This is a genomic window from Actinoplanes sp. KI2, from assembly GCF_025630775.1.
Lineage (GTDB): Bacteria > Actinomycetota > Actinomycetes > Mycobacteriales > Micromonosporaceae > Actinoplanes.
Window position 1 is genome coordinate 87,399 of sequence record NZ_JAOSZE010000025.1, and the last position, 19,058, is coordinate 106,456.

Sequence of the window (19,058 nt, forward strand, 5' to 3'; positions counted from 1 at the left end):
GGCTATCGACGGCGGGTGCGTGACCGGGTGGCCCGCAGCCGCCGCAGGCGGCCGACCAGAACGGGGTCGTGCTCGGTGGCCTCGGGCTTGTCGAGCAGGCCGTTGAGCAGCTGGTAGTAGCGGGTCGAGGAGAGGCCGAAGGTGTCCCGGATGGCCTGCTCCTTGGCGCCCGCGTGCTTCCACCAGCGGGCCTCGAAGGCGAGGATCTCGAGCTCACGCTCGGTCAGGCCCGGCTTCTTCTCGATGCCACGCTGGGCGGGAATTTCCTGGGCGGTGGTGGATTCTTCGGACGGGTCCGCGGCGGCGGGCTGCATGGTGCTCCAAAAGCGAGGGCGTGGGGCCGCGAGCAGCATAGGTCGACCCACGGCCCGCGCGCATGGCCGACCCGACGTTACCTCACGTTATGTCCCGCTTACCCTATGTCCACAATGTGCCACCCGCCCGGTCACGCGGTGATGACGTGCACGCCGGCCTCGCGGAATGCGGCGACCGTGGCGGCCGGCGCGCCCGAGTCGGTGACCAGGGTTTCGATCTTGGTGATCGGGCAGATCCGGGCGAAGGCGTGTCCGCCCAGCTTGGACGAGTCGGCGATGACCACGACCCGCTTCGCGCGGGCGACCATCAGGCTGTTCATCGCCGCCTCGCCCTCGTGATGGGAGGCCGCGCCCAGTTCGACGTCCAGGGCGTCGACGCCGAGCAGGACGATGTCGAGGGTCACCTCCTTGAGCAGGGCGCCGCCGAGCGGGCCGACCACCTCGAAGGACTGCGGGCGGACCACGCCGCCGGCCACGACGATCTTCATCCGGGAGCGGACCAGCAGCTCGTTGGCGATGTTCAGGGCGTTGGTGACCACGGTCAGCTGGCTGCCCTCGCCGCCGGCGTTGAGGTCCGGCCGGACGGCCAGGGCCCGGGCGACCTCGGTGACCGTGGTGCCGCCGTTGAGGCCGACGACCGTGCCGGGGGTGACCAGGCCGGCCGCAGCCTCGCCGATGCGCTGCTTCTCGGCGGAGTGCTTGGCGCTCTTGTAGCGCAGCGGCAGGTCGTACGAGACCCCGTTGGCGACCGCGCCGCCCCGGGTTCTGGTGATCATCTGCTGCTGGCCGAGCTGATCGAAGTCGCGTCTGATGGTGGCCTGCGAGACGTCCAGGCGCGCGGCAGCGTCCTCGACGCTGACCCGGCCGCTCTCGGCGAGTAACTCAAGCAGGGCATTCCACCGCGCGTATCGGTCCACCAAGCCGCCCCAATGCACGTTCTGTGATAAGTGTGTGCACATTAGTGCGCGAAAGGCCGGGAAGCAAAGCTCCGCGCTGCGCGGTACGGCCTTGGTGGCGGGACGACGGTTGCGTCCGCCCGACCGTTCCGCGCAGAATGGCGCTCGAAAGAGCGGCGTACCGAGCGCTTATGCGCATCCGCGACGGTGTGAAGGGTGGCCCATGAGGCACGTCAAGGCGGAGATCGCGAGCCAGCCGGACTGCTGGAGTCACGCGGCCAAGCTGGCCGGCTCGCGGGGCCTGCCGGCCCGTGGCGAACGGGTCGCGATGGTCGGTTGCGGCACGTCGTGGTTCATGGGCATGGCGTACGCGTCCCTGCGCGAACGGGCCGGCGAGGGCGAGACGGACGTGTTCCAGGCGTCCGAGTTCCCGCACGGCCGGCGCTACGACCGGGTCGTCGCGATCACCCGCTCCGGCACCACCACCGAGATCATCGAGCTGCTGGACGCGCTCGACGGGCGCACCCCGACGACCGTGCTGACCGCCGACGGCGAGCAGCCGGCCGCCGCGCTGGCCACCGACGCGATCCTGCTGGACTTCGCCGACGAGCAGGCGGTGGTGCAGACCCGGTTCGCCACCAGCGCGCTGGCCCTGCTCCGCGCCCACCTCGGCGAGGACCTCGAGCCGGTGTGCGCGGACGCCGAGGTCGCGGTGCGCCTGCCGCTGCCGGTGCACCCGGCGCTGGTCGAGCAGATCACCTTCCTCGGCCGGGGCTGGACGATCGGACTGGCCCACGAGGCCGCGCTGAAGTGCCGGGAGTCCGCCGCGTACTGGGCCGAGGCGTACCCGGCCATGGACTACCGGCACGGGCCGATCTCGATCGCGGGGCCGCGCCGGGTGGTCTGGGCGTTCGGCGAGATCCCGCCGGGCCTGGCCGACGACGTGGAGGCGACCGGCGCCTCGTTCGTGCACAGCCGGCACCACGGCGGGTACGCCGCGCTGGGCAGCTGGCGCGGCGGCCGGTCCCCGCTCGACCCGATGGCCGACCTGGTGCTGGCCCAGCGGGTCGCGGTGCTGCTCGCCACGAGCCAGGGCCTCGACCCGGACAATCCACGCAACCTGACCCGGTCGGTCGTGCTGGCGTGACCGCCTGCACCGAGCGGCACCTCCGGGAGTTGCGCGCCCAGGCCGAAGGCGAGGGCCAGAAGGGCACGCCAAAGGAGGGCACAGCGTGACCGCCTGCACCGAGCGGCACCTCCGGGAGTTGCGCGCCCAGGCCGAAGGCGAGGGCCAGAAGGGCACGCCAAAGGAGGGCACAGCGTGAGCACCGGCGTCGTCGTTGCCCTCGACGTCGGCGGCACGGGCATGAAATGCGCGCTGGTTCGCCCGGACGGAACCGTCCACCACGAGGAGCGGCACCCCACCCTCGCCGCGCGCGGCCCCGAGGCGGTCACCGAGAACATCGTGGCGATCGCCGCCGGTCTGGCCGGCCGGGCGCGCGCCGACGGGCTCGAGCCGGTGGCCGTGGGCGTGGCCGTACCGGGCGTGGTGGACGAGGAGAACGGCGTCGCGGTCTGGTCGTCCAACGTCGGCTTCCGGGACGTACCGCTGCGGTCCCTGCTCGAGGAGCGGCTCGGCCTGCCCGCGGCGCTCGGCCACGACGTTCGCGTCGGCGGCATCGCCGAGGCCCGCCTCGGCGCCGGGAAGGGCGAGCGGCACGTGCTGTTCGCGGCGATCGGCACCGGCATCGCGGCCGCGCTGGTGGTGAACGGCGTGGGCTACCACGGCACGCACGGCGCGGCCGGCGAGCTCGGGCACATCATCGTGCGCCCCGGCGGCACCCCGTGCCCGTGCGGGCAGAACGGCTGCCTGGAGGCGATCGCCTCGGCCCGGGCGATCGGGGCCCGATATGCCGAGCTGTCCGGTTCTCCCGGGGCGACGGCGTTCGACGTCGTCAGTCGCATCGACTCGGACGAGACCGCGCGCCAGGTCTGGCACGAGGCGGTCGACGCCCTGGCGGACGGCATGATCACCGCGCAGGCACTGTTCGACGTGGGCGTGCTGGTGCTCGGCGGCGGCCTGGCGGAGGCCGGCGCCACCCTGCTGACCCCGCTCGCCGAGGAGATGGGTAAGCGAGTCACCTTCCACCGCATGCCCAAGATCGTGAAAGCCGCCCTCGGCGACACCGCCGGCTGCAAGGGCGCCGCCCTCCTGGCCCTGGACCATCTGGAGCACACCGCGTGAAGATCACTGGCCGGATCGTTCGCCCGGGCGCGGTAATCCCGGGACATGTGGAGATCGACGGCCCGACGATCATCGACGTGGTCGCCGACAACGCGGCCGGCGACGACATCGTCGTGCCCGGCTTCGTCGACCTGCACTGCCACGGCGGCGGCGGGCACACCTTCACCACCGGCGACCTCGCGCAGGCCCGGGGCGCCGCCGGGTTCCACCTCCGGCACGGCACCACCACGATGCTGGCCAGCCTGGTCAGCTCCCCGTTCGAGCTGATGCGCGACGCCACCGCCGCCTACCTGCCGCTGGTCCGCGAGGGCGTGCTCGCCGGCCTGCACTACGAGGGGCCGTACCTGTCCGGCGCGCGGTGCGGGGCACAGAACCCGGAGTTCCTGCGCGATCCGTCGATGGCCGAGCTCACCGAGCTGATCGAGCTCGGCGAGGGCTCGGTACGCATGGTGACCATCGCCCCCGAGCTGCCCGGCGCGACCAAGGCGATCGCCCTCCTGCGCGAGCACGGGGTGCTGGCCGCCATCGGGCACACCGACGCCACGTACGAGCAGGCCAAGGCCGGCATCGCGGCGGGCGGGACGGTCGGCACCCACCTGTTCAACGGGATGCGCCCGCCGCACCACCGCGAGCCCGGCCCGGTGGTCGGCCTGCTCGACTCGGTCGCGGTGTGCGAGCTGATCGCCGACAACATCCACCTGCACCCGGGCATGCTGGCGTTCGCGGCCCGCGCGGCCGGGCCGGACCGGGCCGCCCTGATCACCGACGCGATGGACGCCGCGGGCATGCCGGACGGCGACTACGAGCTGGGCGGCCAGCAGGTCGTGGTGGCCGACCGGGTGGCCCGGCTGGCCCGCAACGGCTCGATCGCCGGCAGCACGCTGACCATGGACCTGGCGCTGCGCAACGCGGTCGAGGCCGGGATCCCGCTCCAGGACGCGGTGGCGATGGCCTCGACCACCCCGGCCCGGGTGCTGGGCCTGGACGACGTCGGCGCGCTGGAGGCCGGCCTGCGCGCCGATCTCGTGGTGCTCGACGCCGGCCTGCGGGTCAAGGGCGTGCTGCGGGCCGGGGTCTGGGTGTAACTCGCGGCCGCGGCCCGGGGATGACTCGCTGCCACGGGACCCGCTCGATCAGCCGGGCCAGGAACAGGCCGAGCAGTACCCCGGCGATCGAGTCGGTGAGCCAGTGGAAGCCGGTGTACACCGTCGTGCAGAACAGGATGGCAACCGGCAGCACGCGTACGGCGAACGACTCTCGTGTGCGCAGCGGCCGCTGCAGCAGCAGGGCGGCGAGCAGGGCGATCACCGCGTACCAGATCAGCGAGTTGCCCATGTGCCCGGACGGATAGCTCATCGCCTTGACCCCGCTCGCGTACGGGTTGAACATCACCGCCTTGTCCGGCCCGTCGAAGCTCGGCGCGGCCCGGTCCGCCCAGATCTTCAGCGGCCCGATCGTGACGTAGGTCAGCACGAACGCCGCCGCGAACGGCAATACCGCCCGCCACGACCGGGTCCGGTACGCCAGCACACCGGTCAGGATCAACCCGACCGGCATCAGCACCTGACCGCCCTGGCCCAGGTAGTTGAAGACCCGCGCGGTCCAGTAGATCGGGGCCGGCTGGTGCGCGAACGACCAGTCGGCCACCCGCTGGTCGAGCGCCAGCAGATGGCCACCGGCGAGCGCCGCGGTCAGCCCGACGAACGCCGCGACCAGCACGACGTCGAGCCACCACCCGAGCAGCGGGCGGGTGCGGACGGGCGGCGGGATCGTCTGGGTCACGCCCTCAAAGCTAGAGGAGGCTGCGTAACCGCGCGGCGAGCAGGTCGCCGCGGACCCCCGAGTTGGGGCAGCCACCGAAGTGATGCAGGGCGACGACCTTGTTGGTGGCGCGGGACAGCACCGGCGAGCCGGACGAGCCGCCCTCGGTGTCGCAGTAGTACGAGACGTCCGAGCCCGCCGCGTACCCGGTGTAGTTGGGGTCGGCCACCGCGCAGTTGCCGGCCTTCTCGCCGAGCGAGCCGGCGATCCGGGTGGGCTGCCCGGCCGGGTGCTGCGGCACGTAGAGCTCCTGGCCCTTGGCCGGACGGGCGGTGTCCAGCGTGAGGTAGCCGAACTTCTGCACGGCGCTGAAGTTGTCGACCGTGAACAGCGTGTAGTCGTACGCGTGGTCGGTGGAGAGCACCTTGCTGCCCCAGACCTTGGTCGGCTGGAAGATGTCGTAGCCGCCGCAGGTCGCGCACTGGTAGTTGAACCAGACCTCGGTGTCCTGGGCCTCGGCCGAGGTGGTGAGGCAGTGGTTGTTGGTGAGCATCCGGTTGTTCGGGCCGACCCGCCAGCTGGTGCACAGCTCGGTCCCGTTGATCAGCAGCCGGGCGATGGCCTTCGACTTCGTGTACGCGACCGGGTCGCTCGAGCGGTAGCAGACCGCGTCGGTCGAGGTGTCGGCGCCGCACACCGACTCCTCCCGGCCGGTGGTGCCGGGCCGGGTGAGCTGCCCCTCCGGCTGGCGGGTCTGCTGGGAGCCGGTGAACCCGCGAACCACCCGGTCGACGTTCACGCCGAGGGTGTGGCGCTTGGCGCCGACGCCGAACACGTCCGACGTGCGGTGCATCTCGAGGACGGCGGCCTCACCGGTGACCGACATCGCCCATTTGTCGACCGAGCCGCTCCCCCTTCCGCGGGGCGCGTCGTATCGGTAGGACTCGGTGCCGTCGGCGTTCGTGACGGTCACATAGTCACCGGGCAGCATGTCCATCCGGTCGAAGTGCACCTTCACGTACGAGGCGCCGGGGTAGCGAAAAGTCTCCCTCTGCAGGCCCTTGCCCACATAGTCGAGGACTCGGTCGACCCGCAGCAGCTCGCCGACGCGCTCCCGGCCGTCGGTCGCGGCGGCCGGCTTGCGTTCGCCGCGCTCGACCCGGCTGGGGCTGGGCTCGCCGGGGCCGGACTGACCCGGGCTGGGCTGGCTGGGGTTGGGCTGGCTGGGGTTGGACTGGCTGGGGCTGAGCTGCGGGGTGGTGTCCTGGCCGGCGTCCGTCGGCGCCGCCGTGGGCTGCGGGGTGGCGGCCTGCTGCGCAAGTTCCGCGGCCGGCGCCTCGTGCCAGGTGCCGATCGCCCGGTCACCGCCGGTGTTCCACGCCGTCACGCCCGCCGCGGCGCCGAGAACCAGGACGGCACACGCCCCCACCGCGATGCCTGCCGTTCGCCGCATCTCATCCGCCCTTCACGTCGCATCGGGGACATACGTGCTATTCCGGCGTTCTTGCTCCTGTGTAACGAGCCACGTGCGACCGCGACGCGCCGAAGACACGGGCACACTGGTCCGGTGCGCATCACGTCCGCCCTCATCGACCCGGCGTTGCTGGATCTGCCGTGGGGCGTCCCGCTCGAGGAGTGGCCCGCCGACCGCCTGGTGGCTCTGCCGCAGGGCATCTCCCGGCACATCGTCCGGTTCGTCAAGCTCAACGAGACGGTCTACGCCCTGAAGGAGACCCGCGAGCGGATCGCGGAAAAGGAATACGACCTGCTTCGCGCGCTCGAGCGGATCGACTTCCCGGCGGTCGAGGCGGTGGCGACCGTCACCGACCGGGTGGACGCCGACGGCGAGCCGCTGGAAACCGTGCTGATCACCCGGCATCTCCAGTTCTCGCTGCCGTACCGGGCGCTGTTCTCGCACGTGCTCCGGCCGGAGACGCTCAACCGGCTGCTCGACGCGCTGGTCGCCCTGATCGTCCGGATGCACCTGACCGGCTTCTCCTGGGGCGACTGCTCGCTGTCCAACACGCTGTTCCGGCGGGACGCGGGCGCGTTCGCGGCGTACCTGGTGGACGCCGAGACCGGCAACCTCTACCCGAAGCTGTCCGAGGGGCAGCGCAGCGAGGACATCGAGATCCTCCGGCTCAACATCTTCGGCGAGTGCCTCGACCTGCAGGCCGCCGAGTTGCTGCACGAGTCGATCGACCCGGAGGCGGTGGTCGACGACATCGTGGCCCGCTACGAGCGGCTGTGGCACGAGGTCACGTACGAGCAGGAGGTCGCGCAGAGCGACGCGCGGCACCGGATCGAGCGGCGCATCCGCCGGCTCAACGAGCTCGGCTTCGACGTCGCCGAGGTGGCGCTGTCCACCGTGGACGGCGGGTACCGGGTACGCCCGAAGGTGGTCGACGCCGGCTACCACACCCGCCGCCTGCTGCGCCTGACCGGCCTGGACGCCGAGGAGAACCAGGCCCGGCAACTGCTGAACGACCTGGACACCTACCGGGCGGAAAGCGATCTCACCGACGAGGCGCAGGCCGCCCACCGCTGGCTCACCGAGGTGTTCGAGCCGGTGGTCCGGGCCGTGCCGGCCGGTATGCGGCGCAAGCTCGAGCCGCAGGAGATCTTCACGCAGATCATCCAGCACAAGTGGCTGCTGTCCGAGAAGGCCGGGCGGGACGTGGGGATGGCGCCGGCCGTGCAGTCCTACCTCACCGACGTGCTCGCCAAGAAGCCGGACGAGCAGGCCGTGCTCGGCGTCGAGGTCGGCTCACTGGCCGGCGGTGTCTAGCTGACCCTCGATCAACGGCGTGGCCTGCTCCAGGAGTACGCGTAGGCCGCCCCGGCGGGCGACCACCACCACCTCGTCGCCGGCCACCAGGATCCGGCGCGGATCGGGCGTCCAGTCCACCCAGTCCTGGCCGGCCGCGCGCATGCTGATCACCCGGGCCCTCCCCGCCTTTTCGGCGCTGCTCAGCGGCGCACCGTCCAATGCGGAGCCGGGCAGCACCTGCACGGTCGCGACCAGCACCGCGTGCCGGTCGACCGGGATCGTGGCCAGCACCTCCCGGTCGAGCATCGAGGCCGCGAACACCGGCGCGCAGAGCCGGGAGACGCTGCGCGAGATGTTGATGTTGAAGGCGTGCTCGACCCGGCGCGCGAAGTCGTCGTCGAACAGCCGCAGCACCACCCGGACGTCCGGCCGGGCCGCGCGGGCGTGCAGCGCGGCCTGCAGGTTGACCGCGTCGTCGGTGGAGAGCACCAGCAACGACCGGCAGGTGTCGATCGAGGCGGCGCGCAGGATCTCGTCCCGCGACGCGTCGCCGACGATCAGCGGCACGCCCAGCTCCTCGGCGACCCGGGCGCCCCGCGCGTCCGGCGCCCGGTCGATCGCCACCACGTCGAGACCGAGGTCGTTCAGCTGGCGCAGCACCCGGGTGCCGACGTTGCCGAGGCCGACCAGCACCACGTGGTCGGCGTGCAGGCCGAGCACCTCGCCGCGGTCGCGGGCCAGACGGGTCTTCACCAGGCCGTCGACGATCGCGGCGGTGACCAGCGGCAACAACGCGACCCCGGCGATGGTGAGCACGACCTGCGCGACCTGCGCGACCGGGTCGCGGTGGGGCTCCACATCGGACGAGCCGACCACGGTCAGCAGGGTGGTGTAGACCGACTCCCAGACGCCGTCCACGTGGGTATAGCTGGTCAGCACCGCGCCGGCGGCCACCGTGATCGCCACCGCGACGGCCACGGCGATCGCCAGCTTGCGGGATATCCCGACGCGCATCGCCCGGCGCACCGACAGCCACGGGCGGCGCCGCCGGCCGGAGCGGACCAGGCGCCGGGCGGTCGCGGCCGGCTCGGCCACCCGGCCGACCGCCTCGGCCAGCACCAGGTCGGTCGGGAGCCGGTCGTCGGGCTCGGGCTCGCCGGGCAGCACCGCGACCTGGCCGGCGTCGGCCGGTGCGGCCAGGGTCAGCACCACGTGGGCGTCGGCCACCTCGGCGCGGTGGGCCACGTAGAGCGTGCGGCCGGCGTAGCGGAAATGGGTGGGTGCAACGCCGCCGAGGGCCGCGGCCACGAAGGCGGGCGCGGCCATGCCGGCGTCGGAAAGCACGGCGCAGTCGGTGAACAGCCGGCGCACCCCCTGGGCGAGGCCGGTGGTGAACATCCGGATCACCAGGCGCAGGTCGCCCTCGACCGCGCGGGCACAGAGCGCCGCATGCAGATTGATCATGTCGTCCGGCATGACCAGGGCCAGCGCCGCCGCCCCGGCCAGACCGGCGGCACGGAAGGTGCGCTCGTCGAGGCGGTCGGCGGCGATCACCCGTACGCCCCGGCTCCGGAGATCGTGGAAATCCGGGACGTCGGCCCGCAGGTCGCGCGGCACGATCACGGTGAGGCGCAGGCTGCGGCCGGAGCTCATCAGCTCCTCGGCGAGCGTGTAGACCAGCGGGTCGGCGCCGCAGACCAGGAAGTGCGGCCGGTCGTCGCCGTTGCGATCGCGCAGCCGGGACACCAGGGACCGGCGCGGAACGTCTTTCGCCGGTTCCGTAGCCACGCTCGCGATCGTAGCCAGCCGGAACCCGCTCACGGGGCCGCTCGTTGCCCCCTCCGACGCTATTCGCCCGAGTTCGCGTAGTTGTTGCAGCCCATTTTCAGGAGGAGCCAGTGCGGAAGTCGTGGTACGCCGGTGCGGTCGCCGCCCTCCTGGTCGGGGCCGCCGTCCCCGCACAGGCCGACGGGCGCACTGTGGAGAATCCGCGGCACCGCCCCCCGGCCGGCGGCCTGCTGCCCGACGGGGCCTCGTCGAGCCCGGCGGAGCTCTTCGACCGCCGGCTGCCGCCGCTGGGCGGGCTGGCCGGCCTGCCGCTGTCGAACACGCTGCCGCGGGACCCCGGCGTGCCGGACGTGTCCGGCCTGCCGGCCGGCGGGATGACGGTCGTCCCGGCCATCGGCGAACCGGAGCCGGCGGTCACCCTCGACGACCCGCGCCTGCCCGCGGAGCCGATCGCCCGGAACGCGGCGCCACCTCGCGAGTTCTCGCCGAACGGCCGCCCGGTCGCCGGCGTCGACCCGCAGTACAGATAGGACATTCGGCGTTTCCGCCCAAAAAGCCACAAACCGGGCAAACGTCGCAAATGAGCCTCCTGTCGGGCTCGAACCGACGACCTCCCGTTTACAAGACGGGTGCTCTAGCCAACTGAGCTAAGGAGGCGAGGTCGTCAGCATAACGTCCCATTGGTCGGGGCCCGTCTTGGCACGTGGCGCAAAAGGCTTTACGTTTACAGCGCTGTTCCTCCCACTCGGATCGTCCGGCACGTTCCTGCCGGTGGAAAGGAAGTTGGTTTCACCATGGCCACCGTCACTTATGACCACGCCTCCCGGATCTACCCCGGGTCTGAGCGGCCCGCCGTCAACGAGCTCAACCTCGAGATCGGCGACGGCGAGTTCCTGGTTCTGGTCGGCCCCTCCGGTTGCGGCAAGTCCACCAGCCTGCGCATGCTCGCCGGCCTCGAGGACGTCGACAAGGGCCGCATCCTGATCGAGGGCAAGGACGTCACCAACCTGCCGCCCAAGTCCCGCGACATCGCGATGGTCTTCCAGAACTACGCCCTCTACCCGCACATGTCGGTGTACGAGAACATGGCGTTCGCCCTGAAGCTCCGCAAGACCTCGAAGGCCGAGATCGACCGGCGGGTCAAGGAGGCGGCGGCCCTCCTGCAGCTCGACGAGTACCTGTCCCGCAAGCCCAAGGCGCTCTCCGGTGGCCAGCGCCAGCGTGTCGCGATGGGCCGCGCGATCGTGCGCGAGCCGCAGGTGTTCCTCATGGATGAGCCGCTGTCGAACCTCGACGCCAAGCTCCGCGTCCAGACCCGCTCGCAGATCGCCACGCTCCAGGCCAAGCTGGGCGTCACCACGGTCTACGTCACCCACGACCAGGTCGAGGCCATGACCATGGGCCACCGGGTCGCGGTCATGCTGGACGGCGTGCTCCAGCAGGTCGACACTCCGCGGGCGCTGTACGACACCCCCGGCAACGTCTTCGTCGCCGGCTTCATGGGCTCCCCGGCCATGAACATCAAGACCGTCCCGCTGACCGAGTCGGGCGCGAAGTTCGCCGCCACGACCATCCCGCTGACCCGCGAGCAGGTCGCGGCGGCGCAGAGCGGCGGCGGCAAGGTCACGGTCGGCTTCCGCCCGGAGGCGGCCGACCTGGTGTCCGAGGCCGAGGGCGCGCTGCCGATCGTCGTGGACCTGGTCGAGGACCTCGGCTCGGACGCGAACGTCTACGGCCACGCCGACCTCGACGGCGGCGCCGAGCGCTTCGTGGTCCGCACCGACCGCCGGCACATGCCGACGATGGGCGACACCGTGTACGTGAAGCCGCAGACCAACGGCATCCACGTGTTCAACGCCGAGAGCGGCCAGCGTATCTGACGCCAGTCACGCTCTGACCGGGCGGTCCTCCTCGCGGAGGGCCGCCCGTTCGCTATTTGGGCCGCCCGTTCGCTATTTGGCGAACCGCAGCAGCTCGAAGTCCGTGTCGCCGACGCAGGCCAGCATCGCCCTGTCCCACGAGCAGGTGTCGGCACGCACGTCGTCGAACGAGCCGAGCGGCACCGCCTCGTCGCCGAGGTGCCGGCCGTACAGCGCGGTCTCCTCCGGCGAGCGGCTGAGCGGCTTCGAGAACTCCAGCAGGTTCCCGCCGTCGAGCCGGGCCGCCTCGCCGGTATGCGTCCAGACCTTCCCGCCCTTGGCGTCGAGCAGCGTCGTGTTCGGCGCCGTGGTCGTGACCAGCAGCGCCTCGCCGACCGGCACGATCTTCTGGACGTCGGACAGCCGGTAGCGCCACAGCTGCTTGCCCTCGGCCACGTCGAGCGCGACCACGGTGGCCGACTTCCCGTCGTAGCCGACCTCCTCGTCGAAGCAGACCCGGTCGTCGCCGCACGCGGTGACGTCGCTCATCTTGGTGTCCGGCGTCTGGACCGTGTACAGCACCTTGGGCTCGCCGAACTTCTTCAGGTCGTACGAGACGATCTGCTGGTCGCCGGACTCCAGCACGATCAGCCGCCCGTTGTGCGCGACCACCTCGTCGTTCGACTCGGCGACGTTCTGCCGCTCGGTAAGGATCTTGCCGGAGTTCGCGTCGATCACCCGTGCCGACTTGTCCGCCCCGATCTGCACGATCCGCGGGTCGTCGGCGAAGTCCGGCTCGAACGGCCGCCCGAACACCGTGGCCGGCCCGTCCAGATCCTTCGGCGTGGTCACCGCGACCACGTTCGTGTCACCGTACGCGCTCGTCGGATCGGCCCGCGACCACCGCTCGGCGCCGTCGCGGAGCCGCACTCCGACCAGCCGCTTTCCCTTCCGGTCCGCGACCACCGCGGTCTCGCCGGCGAACAGCACGTCGTCCCCGCTGTTGAGCGTCCGGTCCCAGAGCAGCGCGCCGTCCTTGGCGCCGAGCACCGCGAGCCGCCGAGTCGAGTCGACCCCCTGCGGGTCGCTGATCAGCGCCACCCCCTCGGGCAGCGCGATCATCGTCTTCCACCGTTCGGCCTGGCCGGCCTTCATGCTGGTCCAGACCGGCTTGGTGTCGCCGACACCGATCGCGACCACGCCAACGTTCCCGCTCTTCGAGTCGGAGCTGGCGAAGTAGGCCCGCCCGCCGAGAATCTCCGCATCCGACCAGTCCGAGCTGACCGGCACGATCGGCGTGATCCGCCGAGGCTCGCTGAGCGGCTGGTAGTCCAGCGCCCGATCGCCCGGCCAGAAATACCAGGTGACCCCGCCGGCGAGCGCGATGGTCACGGCCGTCGCAACAATCCAGAGGTACGAGCGTTTGCCCGGTCCCCGGCCTTTCCGGGCCGCTTCGTGGGTGGTCGCCCCCCGCGCCCAGCCGCCGGGTTGTCCCGGGTGGCCAAGACCGCCGGGCTGCACCGGATAGCCGGGACTGCCCGGCTGCACCGGATAGCCAGGACTCCCGGGCTGCACCGGATAGCCCGGACTGCCCGGCTGCACGGGATAGCCAGGACTGCCCGGCTGCACCGGATAGCCAGGGCTGCCGACCGGCCCGGAACCGGCCGCAATCCCTTGGTCCTCGGTCCGCAGGGGATAGCCCGCCGCGGCGGGCTGCCCCGACACCGGCCCGGCGACGGGGCCATGGGCCGGGCTCGCCGGCGCGATGTGCCCGGCCGCGAGCGCGGCGGCCTCCCCGGTCGCCCATGGGTCGACCGGCGCCGAACTCAGCCGCTCGTCGGCGTTTTCCGCCGGCGTGCCCACCGCCGGAACAGGTGCCGCCCCGCCGGACGCCGCACTGCCGGAGCCGTCGATGTCGGTCACGCTGCTGTCCCTTCAGCCACCACCTCGGCCCCGTCATGCTACGACCCGCCTACGACAGCCCGGCGTCAGGCGCGGCGCGCAACCCGTCGAAGACGATGGACAGCGTGCGGCGCTGGAGGGCGGGCGGCCACCCGCCGCGCAACGCGCCCTGGCAGACGGCGACGAGCAGCGCCATCACCTCGTCGGGCCCGATCTCGGCGCGCACCTCGCCGGCCGCCTGCGCGCGGGTGAGCAGCCCGGCCACCACCGCCCGGAACTGCGCGACCGATTCGGTCACCTCGAGCCCGGGCAGCAGGTCGACCACCGAGCGCTTGGCGGCCGCCTCGGCGACCAGCGCGGTGAAGACCCCGAACAGCGTGGCCTCGGGCGCGGCCATCCGCTCCGCCAGCCGGGCCAGCGTGTCCTTCATGATCGCGGCGAGCAGGTCGGCCTTGGTCGGGAAGTGCCGGAAGATCGTGCCGATCGCCACCCCGGCCTCGGCGGCGACCTGCTCGGTCGAGGCGGCCGCGCCCTGCTCGGCGAAGACCCGGGCGGCGACCTCGAGGATCTTCGCCCGGTTGCGGATCGCGTCGGCGCGTGGCGACATGAGCACTCCCGGTTGACAAGATGAGTCGCGACTCATATTTTACCTGAGTCATGACTCATCTTAGAGAGGGGCACGACATGACGCCGCGCGAGGTGTTCGAGCGGGCGATGCGGCCGGAGGCACTGGCCGGCGAGGTGAGCGGAGACCACCTCGCCGACGACGTGGTGATCGAGTGGCCGTTCGCGGCGCTCGGCCGGCCGCGCCGGATCGAAGGCAAGGCCGCGTTCCTGGCGATGGCCGGGCCGGCTCGGGCCGCCATGCCGATCCGGATCGACGAGTGCGCCATCGACACGGTGCACGAGACGGCCGACCCCGAGGTGATCGTGGTGGAGTACCGGCTGGGCGGCGTCCGGACGGCCACCGGCGAGCGCGGCTCGACCGATCTCATCGCCGTGCTGCGGGTGCGGGACGGCAAGGTGGTGCACTGGCGGGAGTATCAGGACACGCTCGCGATAGCTCAGTCGATGGGGGCATGACCGCCTGCACCGAGCGGCACTACCGCAAGTTGCGCACCCCGGCTGCAGGCGAGGGCCAGAAGGGCATGCCAAAGGAAGGCACAGCATGACCGGCCCGTGACCATCGGCACCTAGAGTGCTCGGCATGCGCATCGAACGGATCTTGAGCTGCGACGCGGTGCTCGCCGCGGCCGAGCTCTTTGATGCGCCGCCGATCCCGGCGGCCACCGAGCGATTCCTCGCGCAGCCGGGGCATCATCTGCTTTTCGCGTACGACGACGGCGGCCGGGCGGTCGGCATGATCTCCGGGGTCGAGATGACCCACCCGGACAAGGGCACCGAGATGTTCATCTACGAGCTCGGCGTCCTGCCGGCCGCCCGCCTGCAGGGCATCGGCGCGCGGCTGGTCGGCGAGCTGGCGGTGATCGCCCGGCGCAGCGGCTGCTACGGCATGTGGGTCGGCACCGAGGTGGACAACGACGCCGCGCTGGCCACCTACCGCCGGTCCGGCGCCGCCGAGGAGGCGCCGTTCACGCTGCTGAGCTGGGATCTGATCGACGGCCTAGCTCCGCCGACTGATAGTCCAGGCTTGGGTGAGGACACTGCCGATGTCTGAGCCGAGGCGCCGGTTCCTGGCGCCGATGGTGGGCCGCTCCTCCGACGAACAGTTCCGGGTGTCCACGCCGCTCGAGCTCTTCTTCGACCTGTGCTTCGTGGTGGCTGTGTCGCAGGCCGCCGCGCCGCTGCACCACAGCATCGCCGTGCACCAGGTGCGGCACGGCCTCACCGGCTACCTGATGGTGTTCTTCGCCATCTGGTGGGCGTGGATGAACTTCACCTGGTTCGCCTCGGCCTACGACACCGACGACGACGTCTACCGGATCACCACGTTCGTGCAGATCTCCGGCGCGCTGGTGCTGGCCGCGGGGGTCCAGCAGGCGTTCGAGCACAACGACTTCCGGGTGATCACCATCGGGTACGTGATCATGCGGCTCGCGCTGGTCACCCAGTGGCTGCGCGCCGCGAAGTCGGACCCGCAGCGCCGGTCCACCGCCCTGCGCTACGCGATCGGCGTGTCCGCGGTCCAGGCGCTCTGGCTGCTCCGGCTGGCCATACCGGAGTCCTGGTCGTTCCTGCCGATCTTCCATCTGCTGGTGGTGCTCGAGCTGGTGGTGCCGATCTGGGCCGAGCGCGCGCCCGGCGGCCCGACCAGCTACCACCCGCACCACATCGCCGAGCGGTACGGCCTGTTCACGCTGATCGTGCTCGGCGAGTCGGTGGCGGCCGCCACGATCGCCTTCCGCGGCGGGCTGGACGAGGACGGCGCGCACACCGGCGCGCTGATCCGGCTGGCCGTGGCCGGGCTGGTGGTGGTGTTCGCGCTGTGGTGGCTGTATTTCGACCGCTCGGCGCACAACCTGCTGTCCTCGCTGCGCACCTCGATGATGTGGGGCTACGGCCACTACTTCGTCTTCGCCTCGGCGGCCGCGGTCGGCGCGGGCCTGGGCGTGGCGGTCGACCAGCTCACCGAGCACGCCGAGATCTCCGCGGTGCTGGCCGGGTATGCGATCGCCGTGCCGGTGGCGGTCTACCTGTTCTTCGTCTGGCTGCTGCACATCCGGCCGCACCAGAGCGGGCCGATGAAGGCCGCCTTCCCGCTCGCCGCGGCGCTGGCCCTGCTCACCCCGCTGACCCCGGTGACGATGGAGCTGCTCGCGGCGCTGCTGGCCGGGCTGGTGGCGATCAACGTGTCGGTCGGCCGCCGAGTCCCCGATCGCGTGCGCTGAAGGGCGCGACCAAGCCCCGATCGCGTGCGCTGAAAAGCGCGACCAACGACGCACTGCCCGGCGGCCGGGTGAGGGCGCAACCACCCACCCGGCGGCCCGTGTCCGCCGGGGACTCGGCGAACGTCGTACCGTATCGGTGTTTTTACAGGTCGTAGAGCCGGCGGCGAGCCACCTCGGCCAACGTCACCGCCGCCGCCACGCTCGCGTTCAGCGACTCCACGTCGGACGCCATCGGGATGCTCACCCGCAGGTCACACGTCTCGCCGACGAGGCGGGAGAGGCCGCGGCCCTCGGAGCCGACGACCACCAGGAGCGGGCCGATCGCGGCCTCGAGCTGGTAGAGATCCGTCTCGCCGTCCGCGTCGAGGCCGATCGCGGTGAAGCCCGCCTTCTGCGCCGACTTGATCGCCCGGGTCAGGTTGACCACCTGGGAGACCGGGACCCGGGCGGCCGCGCCGGCGCTCGTGCGCCACGCCGTCGCGGTGATGCCCGCGGCGCGCCGCTCGGTCAGGAAGACGCCGTGCCCGCCGAACGCGGCCACCGACCGGATCACCGCGCCCACGTTGCGCGGATCGGTGATCCCGTCCAGCGCGACCAGCAGCGGCGCGGTCTGCTCGAGCGCCGCGGCGACCAGGTCGTCGAAGTTCTCGTACGCGAACGGCGGCACCTGCAGGCCGATGCCCTGGTGCAGCACGCCGCCGGTCATCCGGTCGAGCTCGTGCCGGCCGATCTCGAGAATCGGAATGCCCCGGTCGCCGGCCGAGCGGACGATCTCGGTGACCCGTTCGTCGATGTCGATGCCCTGGGCCACGTAGAGCGCCGTCGCCGGCACCGCGGCGCGCAGCGCCTCGACCACCGGGTTACGGCCGAGCAGCAGCTCGGGGCCCTCCTTGGTGGGGTTGGACCGGCGGCCCGGCGCGACCCGCGGCCCGCCCCGTGCGGGGAGCTTGCCGCCACGCTGGGGCATCGGCCGGCCGGTGTTGCGCCCGCTGCGACCCCAGGTGGTGTCCTTGCTGCCGGGCACGCCGACCTTGGGCGCGCGGCCCTCGGCGGCCGCGGCCCGGCGCTCCTTGTCCTGCTTGCGGGCCGTTTTCTCGGGCAGTTTCTCGGTGCCCGAGTAGCCCTTGTGCCAGGGGCGCTCGTCGGCGGGCAGGGTCTTGCCCCGGCCCTTGAGGCCGCCCCTGTTCTTGCCGCCGGAGCCCTGGGCCGCACCCTTCTTGGACACGACCCGTTTGCTCGCGTTGCGGGAGTTACCCGGCATCAGTGCTCTCCTACCGTCCAGCGCGGACCGGCCGGAGTGTCCTCCACCTGAATTCCCGCGTTCTTCAACTGATCACGAACCGAGTCGGCAGCCGCCCAGTCCTTGCGTGTGCGCGCCTGAGTGCGCTGTTCGAGAGCGAGTTTAACCAGCGCGTCGACTACCGGCTTGAGGTCGCTCTTGGCCTCGCCGGCGTTCCAGGCCGGGTCGAGCGGGTCGAGCCCGAGCACGCCCAGCATCGCCCGCACCGCGGTGAGCGCGCCCCGGATGCCGGCCTCGTCGCCGGCCGCCAGCGCGGTGTTGCCCTCGCGGATCGTGTCGTGCACGACGGCGAGCGCGGCCGACGTGTTGAGGTCGTCGCTCATCGCCGCGGTGAACGAGGGCGGCACGTCCTTGGGCCGGCCGGGGCCGACCACCTCGGCCGCCCGCTGCACGAAACCCTCGATCCGCCGGTACGCCACGGCCGCCTCGCGCAGCGCCTCGTCCGAGTAGTCGATCCGCGAGCGGTAGTGCGGGGTGCCGAGGTAATACCGTAGCTCGACCGGCCGGATGCCCATCGCCTGCACGGCCGCCACGTCGATCACGTTGCCCAGCGACTTGCTCATCTTGGCCTCGCCGAGGTTGAGCAGCGCGTGATGCACCCAGTAGCGGGCGAAGCCGAGCCCGGCCGCGCGGGACTGGGCGATCTCGTTCTCGTGGTGCGGGAAGGTCAGGTCGAGGCCGCCGCCGTGGATGTCGAACTCGTCGCCGAGGTAACGCCGGGCCATCGCCGAGCACTCGATGTGCCACCCGGGACGGCCGCGGCCCCACGGCGACGGCCAGGACGCGTCGGCCGGCTCGTCGGCCTTGACGCCCTTCCACAGCGCGAAGTCGCGATAGTCCCGCTTGTCGGGCTCGCCGCCGTCGGTCGGCGGGCGCATGTCATCGGGGTTTTGGCCGGAAAGCGCGCCATATTTCGGATATGACGGCACATCGAAGTAGACATCGCCGTTGCCGCCCGCGGCCACGTAGGCGTGATCGCCCGAGATCAGCTCGCCGATCAGCTCGTGCATCTCCGGGATGTGCCCGGTGGCCAGCGGCTCGTAGGTCGCCGGCAGCACGTTGAGGTCGCGGTAGTCGGCGTCGAGGATGAGCTTGTTCGCATACGCGATGGCCCAGAAGGGGCGGCCGGACGCGGACGCCTTGTCCAGGATCTTGTCGTCGATGTCGGTGATGTTACGGACGAATGTGACGTCGTGGTTGGTGTGCAGCAGCCAGCGCCGCAGCACGTCGTAGTTCACCGCGGACCGCAGGTGACCGATGTGCGGCGGGGACTGCACGGTCAGACCACACAGGTAGATCCCGACCTGACCGGGCGTCTTCGGGACGAAGTCCCGGACGGATCGGGTCGAGGTGTCGTACAAGCGCAGCGTCACC

General features: G+C 71.7%; 18 protein-coding genes and 1 tRNA gene. 9 read left to right on the top strand and 10 right to left on the bottom strand.

Annotated elements, in window-relative coordinates; genetic code table 11:
- Positions 1–2: 2 nt before the first annotated feature.
- Positions 3–314 (bottom strand): DUF3263 domain-containing protein, encoded by a 312-nt coding sequence (locus ODJ79_RS26040; protein ID WP_263026198.1) that lies wholly within the window; start codon positions 312–314, stop codon positions 3–5.
- A 131-nt stretch (positions 315–445) separates the two neighbouring features.
- Positions 446–1,231: a DeoR/GlpR family DNA-binding transcription regulator gene (locus ODJ79_RS26045; RefSeq protein WP_263026199.1), complete on the bottom strand. Its 786-nt coding sequence runs from the start codon at positions 1,229–1,231 to the stop codon at positions 446–448.
- A gap of 202 nt (positions 1,232–1,433) precedes the next feature.
- On the opposite strand from ODJ79_RS26045, the gene ODJ79_RS26050 reads away from it, so the two are divergent.
- The 3 genes from ODJ79_RS26050 to nagA all read left to right on the top strand — a co-directional run bounded on the left by ODJ79_RS26050 (position 1,434) and on the right by nagA (position 4,540).
- Positions 1,434–2,357 (top strand): SIS domain-containing protein, encoded by a 924-nt coding sequence (locus ODJ79_RS26050; protein WP_263026200.1) that lies wholly within the window; start codon positions 1,434–1,436, stop codon positions 2,355–2,357.
- Between the two features lie 174 nt (positions 2,358–2,531).
- On the top strand, positions 2,532–3,455 hold the full coding sequence (locus ODJ79_RS26055) for an ROK family protein (RefSeq protein WP_263026201.1): 924 nt from the start codon (positions 2,532–2,534) through the stop codon (positions 3,453–3,455).
- Positions 3,452–4,540 (top strand): N-acetylglucosamine-6-phosphate deacetylase, encoded by a 1,089-nt coding sequence (gene nagA, locus ODJ79_RS26060; RefSeq protein WP_263026202.1) that lies wholly within the window; start codon positions 3,452–3,454, stop codon positions 4,538–4,540. The genes ODJ79_RS26055 and nagA overlap by 4 nt, the downstream gene beginning before the upstream one ends.
- On the opposite strand, the gene ODJ79_RS26065 is transcribed toward nagA, so the two are convergent.
- Positions 4,506–5,237, bottom strand: coding sequence for a phosphatase PAP2 family protein (locus ODJ79_RS26065; RefSeq protein ID WP_263026203.1), 732 nt, complete (start codon positions 5,235–5,237; stop codon positions 4,506–4,508). The two genes, nagA and ODJ79_RS26065, sit on opposite strands and share 35 nt — an antisense overlap.
- A 10-nt stretch (positions 5,238–5,247) precedes the next feature.
- Positions 5,248–6,669, bottom strand: coding sequence for a trypsin-like serine peptidase (locus tag ODJ79_RS26070; RefSeq protein ID WP_263026204.1), 1,422 nt, complete (start codon positions 6,667–6,669; stop codon positions 5,248–5,250).
- A gap of 114 nt (positions 6,670–6,783) precedes the next feature.
- Between ODJ79_RS26070 and ODJ79_RS26075 the strand changes: the two genes are divergently transcribed.
- On the top strand, positions 6,784–8,004 hold the full coding sequence (locus tag ODJ79_RS26075; protein WP_263026205.1) for a DUF4032 domain-containing protein: 1,221 nt from the start codon (positions 6,784–6,786) through the stop codon (positions 8,002–8,004).
- Here ODJ79_RS26075 and ODJ79_RS26080 read toward each other — a convergent pair.
- Complete coding sequence (locus tag ODJ79_RS26080) at positions 7,984–9,774, bottom strand: potassium channel family protein (RefSeq protein ID WP_317620702.1); 1,791 nt, start codon at positions 9,772–9,774, stop codon at positions 7,984–7,986. The two genes, ODJ79_RS26075 and ODJ79_RS26080, sit on opposite strands and share 21 nt — an antisense overlap.
- A 110-nt stretch (positions 9,775–9,884) precedes the next feature.
- On the opposite strand from ODJ79_RS26080, the gene ODJ79_RS26085 reads away from it, so the two are divergent.
- Positions 9,885–10,304 carry a hypothetical protein gene (locus tag ODJ79_RS26085; protein WP_263026206.1) on the top strand — a complete coding sequence of 140 codons (420 nt, stop codon included), beginning with the start codon at positions 9,885–9,887 and terminating at the stop codon, positions 10,302–10,304.
- A 53-nt stretch (positions 10,305–10,357) separates the two neighbouring features.
- On the opposite strand, the gene ODJ79_RS26090 is transcribed toward ODJ79_RS26085, so the two are convergent.
- A tRNA-Thr gene (locus ODJ79_RS26090) sits at positions 10,358–10,431 on the bottom strand.
- 137 nt (positions 10,432–10,568) lie between these two features.
- Between ODJ79_RS26090 and ODJ79_RS26095 the strand changes: the two genes are divergently transcribed.
- Positions 10,569–11,654: an ABC transporter ATP-binding protein gene (locus ODJ79_RS26095; RefSeq protein WP_263026207.1), complete on the top strand. Its 1,086-nt coding sequence runs from the start codon at positions 10,569–10,571 to the stop codon at positions 11,652–11,654.
- 72 nt (positions 11,655–11,726) lie between these two features.
- Here the strand turns inward: ODJ79_RS26095 and ODJ79_RS26100 are convergent, their stop codons facing one another.
- Together ODJ79_RS26100 and ODJ79_RS26105 are read right to left on the bottom strand one after the other, a co-directional pair.
- Positions 11,727–13,556 (bottom strand): PQQ-binding-like beta-propeller repeat protein, encoded by a 1,830-nt coding sequence (locus ODJ79_RS26100; RefSeq protein ID WP_263026208.1) that lies wholly within the window; start codon positions 13,554–13,556, stop codon positions 11,727–11,729.
- 49 nt (positions 13,557–13,605) lie between these two features.
- Positions 13,606–14,142 (bottom strand): TetR/AcrR family transcriptional regulator, encoded by a 537-nt coding sequence (locus ODJ79_RS26105; protein WP_263026209.1) that lies wholly within the window; start codon positions 14,140–14,142, stop codon positions 13,606–13,608.
- Positions 14,143–14,192: 50 nt separating this feature from the next.
- On the opposite strand from ODJ79_RS26105, the gene ODJ79_RS26110 reads away from it, so the two are divergent.
- The 3 genes from ODJ79_RS26110 (at position 14,193) to ODJ79_RS26120 (ending at position 16,384) form a co-directional block, all read left to right on the top strand.
- Positions 14,193–14,618: a nuclear transport factor 2 family protein gene (locus ODJ79_RS26110; protein WP_263026210.1), complete on the top strand. Its 426-nt coding sequence runs from the start codon at positions 14,193–14,195 to the stop codon at positions 14,616–14,618.
- Between the two features lie 124 nt (positions 14,619–14,742).
- On the top strand, positions 14,743–15,213 hold the full coding sequence (locus ODJ79_RS26115; protein ID WP_263026211.1) for a GNAT family N-acetyltransferase: 471 nt from the start codon (positions 14,743–14,745) through the stop codon (positions 15,211–15,213).
- Complete coding sequence (locus tag ODJ79_RS26120; RefSeq protein WP_263026212.1) at positions 15,206–16,384, top strand: low temperature requirement protein A; 1,179 nt, start codon at positions 15,206–15,208, stop codon at positions 16,382–16,384. Before ODJ79_RS26115 ends, ODJ79_RS26120 begins: the two co-directional genes overlap by 8 nt.
- Before the next feature lie 142 nt (positions 16,385–16,526).
- Here ODJ79_RS26120 and rlmB read toward each other — a convergent pair whose 3' ends face one another.
- Together rlmB and cysS are read right to left on the bottom strand one after the other, a co-directional pair.
- Positions 16,527–17,645 carry a 23S rRNA (guanosine(2251)-2'-O)-methyltransferase RlmB gene (rlmB, locus tag ODJ79_RS26125; protein ID WP_263026213.1) on the bottom strand — a complete coding sequence of 373 codons (1,119 nt, stop codon included), beginning with the start codon at positions 17,643–17,645 and terminating at the stop codon, positions 16,527–16,529.
- A complete protein-coding gene (cysS, locus tag ODJ79_RS26130) occupies positions 17,645–19,057 on the bottom strand; it encodes a cysteine--tRNA ligase (RefSeq protein ID WP_263026214.1) in 1,413 nt (470 codons plus the stop codon). The genes rlmB and cysS overlap by 1 nt, the downstream gene beginning before the upstream one ends.
- Position 19,058: the final 1 nt, after the last annotated feature.

What these genes read in the sequence shown, in the direction of transcription:
- ODJ79_RS26050 (WP_263026200.1), top strand. Translation starts at nt 1,434, where the DNA reads ATGAGGCACGTCAAGGCGGAGATCGCGAGCCAGCCGGACTGCTGGAGT.
- ODJ79_RS26115 (WP_263026211.1), top strand. Translation starts at nt 14,743, where the DNA reads ATGCGCATCGAACGGATCTTGAGCTGCGACGCGGTGCTCGCCGCGGCC.
- ODJ79_RS26095 (WP_263026207.1), top strand. Translation starts at nt 10,569, where the DNA reads ATGGCCACCGTCACTTATGACCACGCCTCCCGGATCTACCCCGGGTCT.
- ODJ79_RS26120 (WP_263026212.1), top strand. Translation starts at nt 15,206, where the DNA reads ATGTCTGAGCCGAGGCGCCGGTTCCTGGCGCCGATGGTGGGCCGCTCC.
- ODJ79_RS26040 (WP_263026198.1), bottom strand. Translation starts at nt 314, where the DNA reads ATGCAGCCCGCCGCCGCGGACCCGTCCGAAGAATCCACCACCGCCCAG.
- ODJ79_RS26105 (WP_263026209.1), bottom strand. Translation starts at nt 14,142, where the DNA reads ATGTCGCCACGCGCCGACGCGATCCGCAACCGGGCGAAGATCCTCGAG.
- ODJ79_RS26070 (WP_263026204.1), bottom strand. Translation starts at nt 6,669, where the DNA reads ATGCGGCGAACGGCAGGCATCGCGGTGGGGGCGTGTGCCGTCCTGGTT.
- ODJ79_RS26110 (WP_263026210.1), top strand. Translation starts at nt 14,193, where the DNA reads ATGACTCATCTTAGAGAGGGGCACGACATGACGCCGCGCGAGGTGTTC.
- rlmB (WP_263026213.1), bottom strand. Translation starts at nt 17,645, where the DNA reads ATGCCGGGTAACTCCCGCAACGCGAGCAAACGGGTCGTGTCCAAGAAG.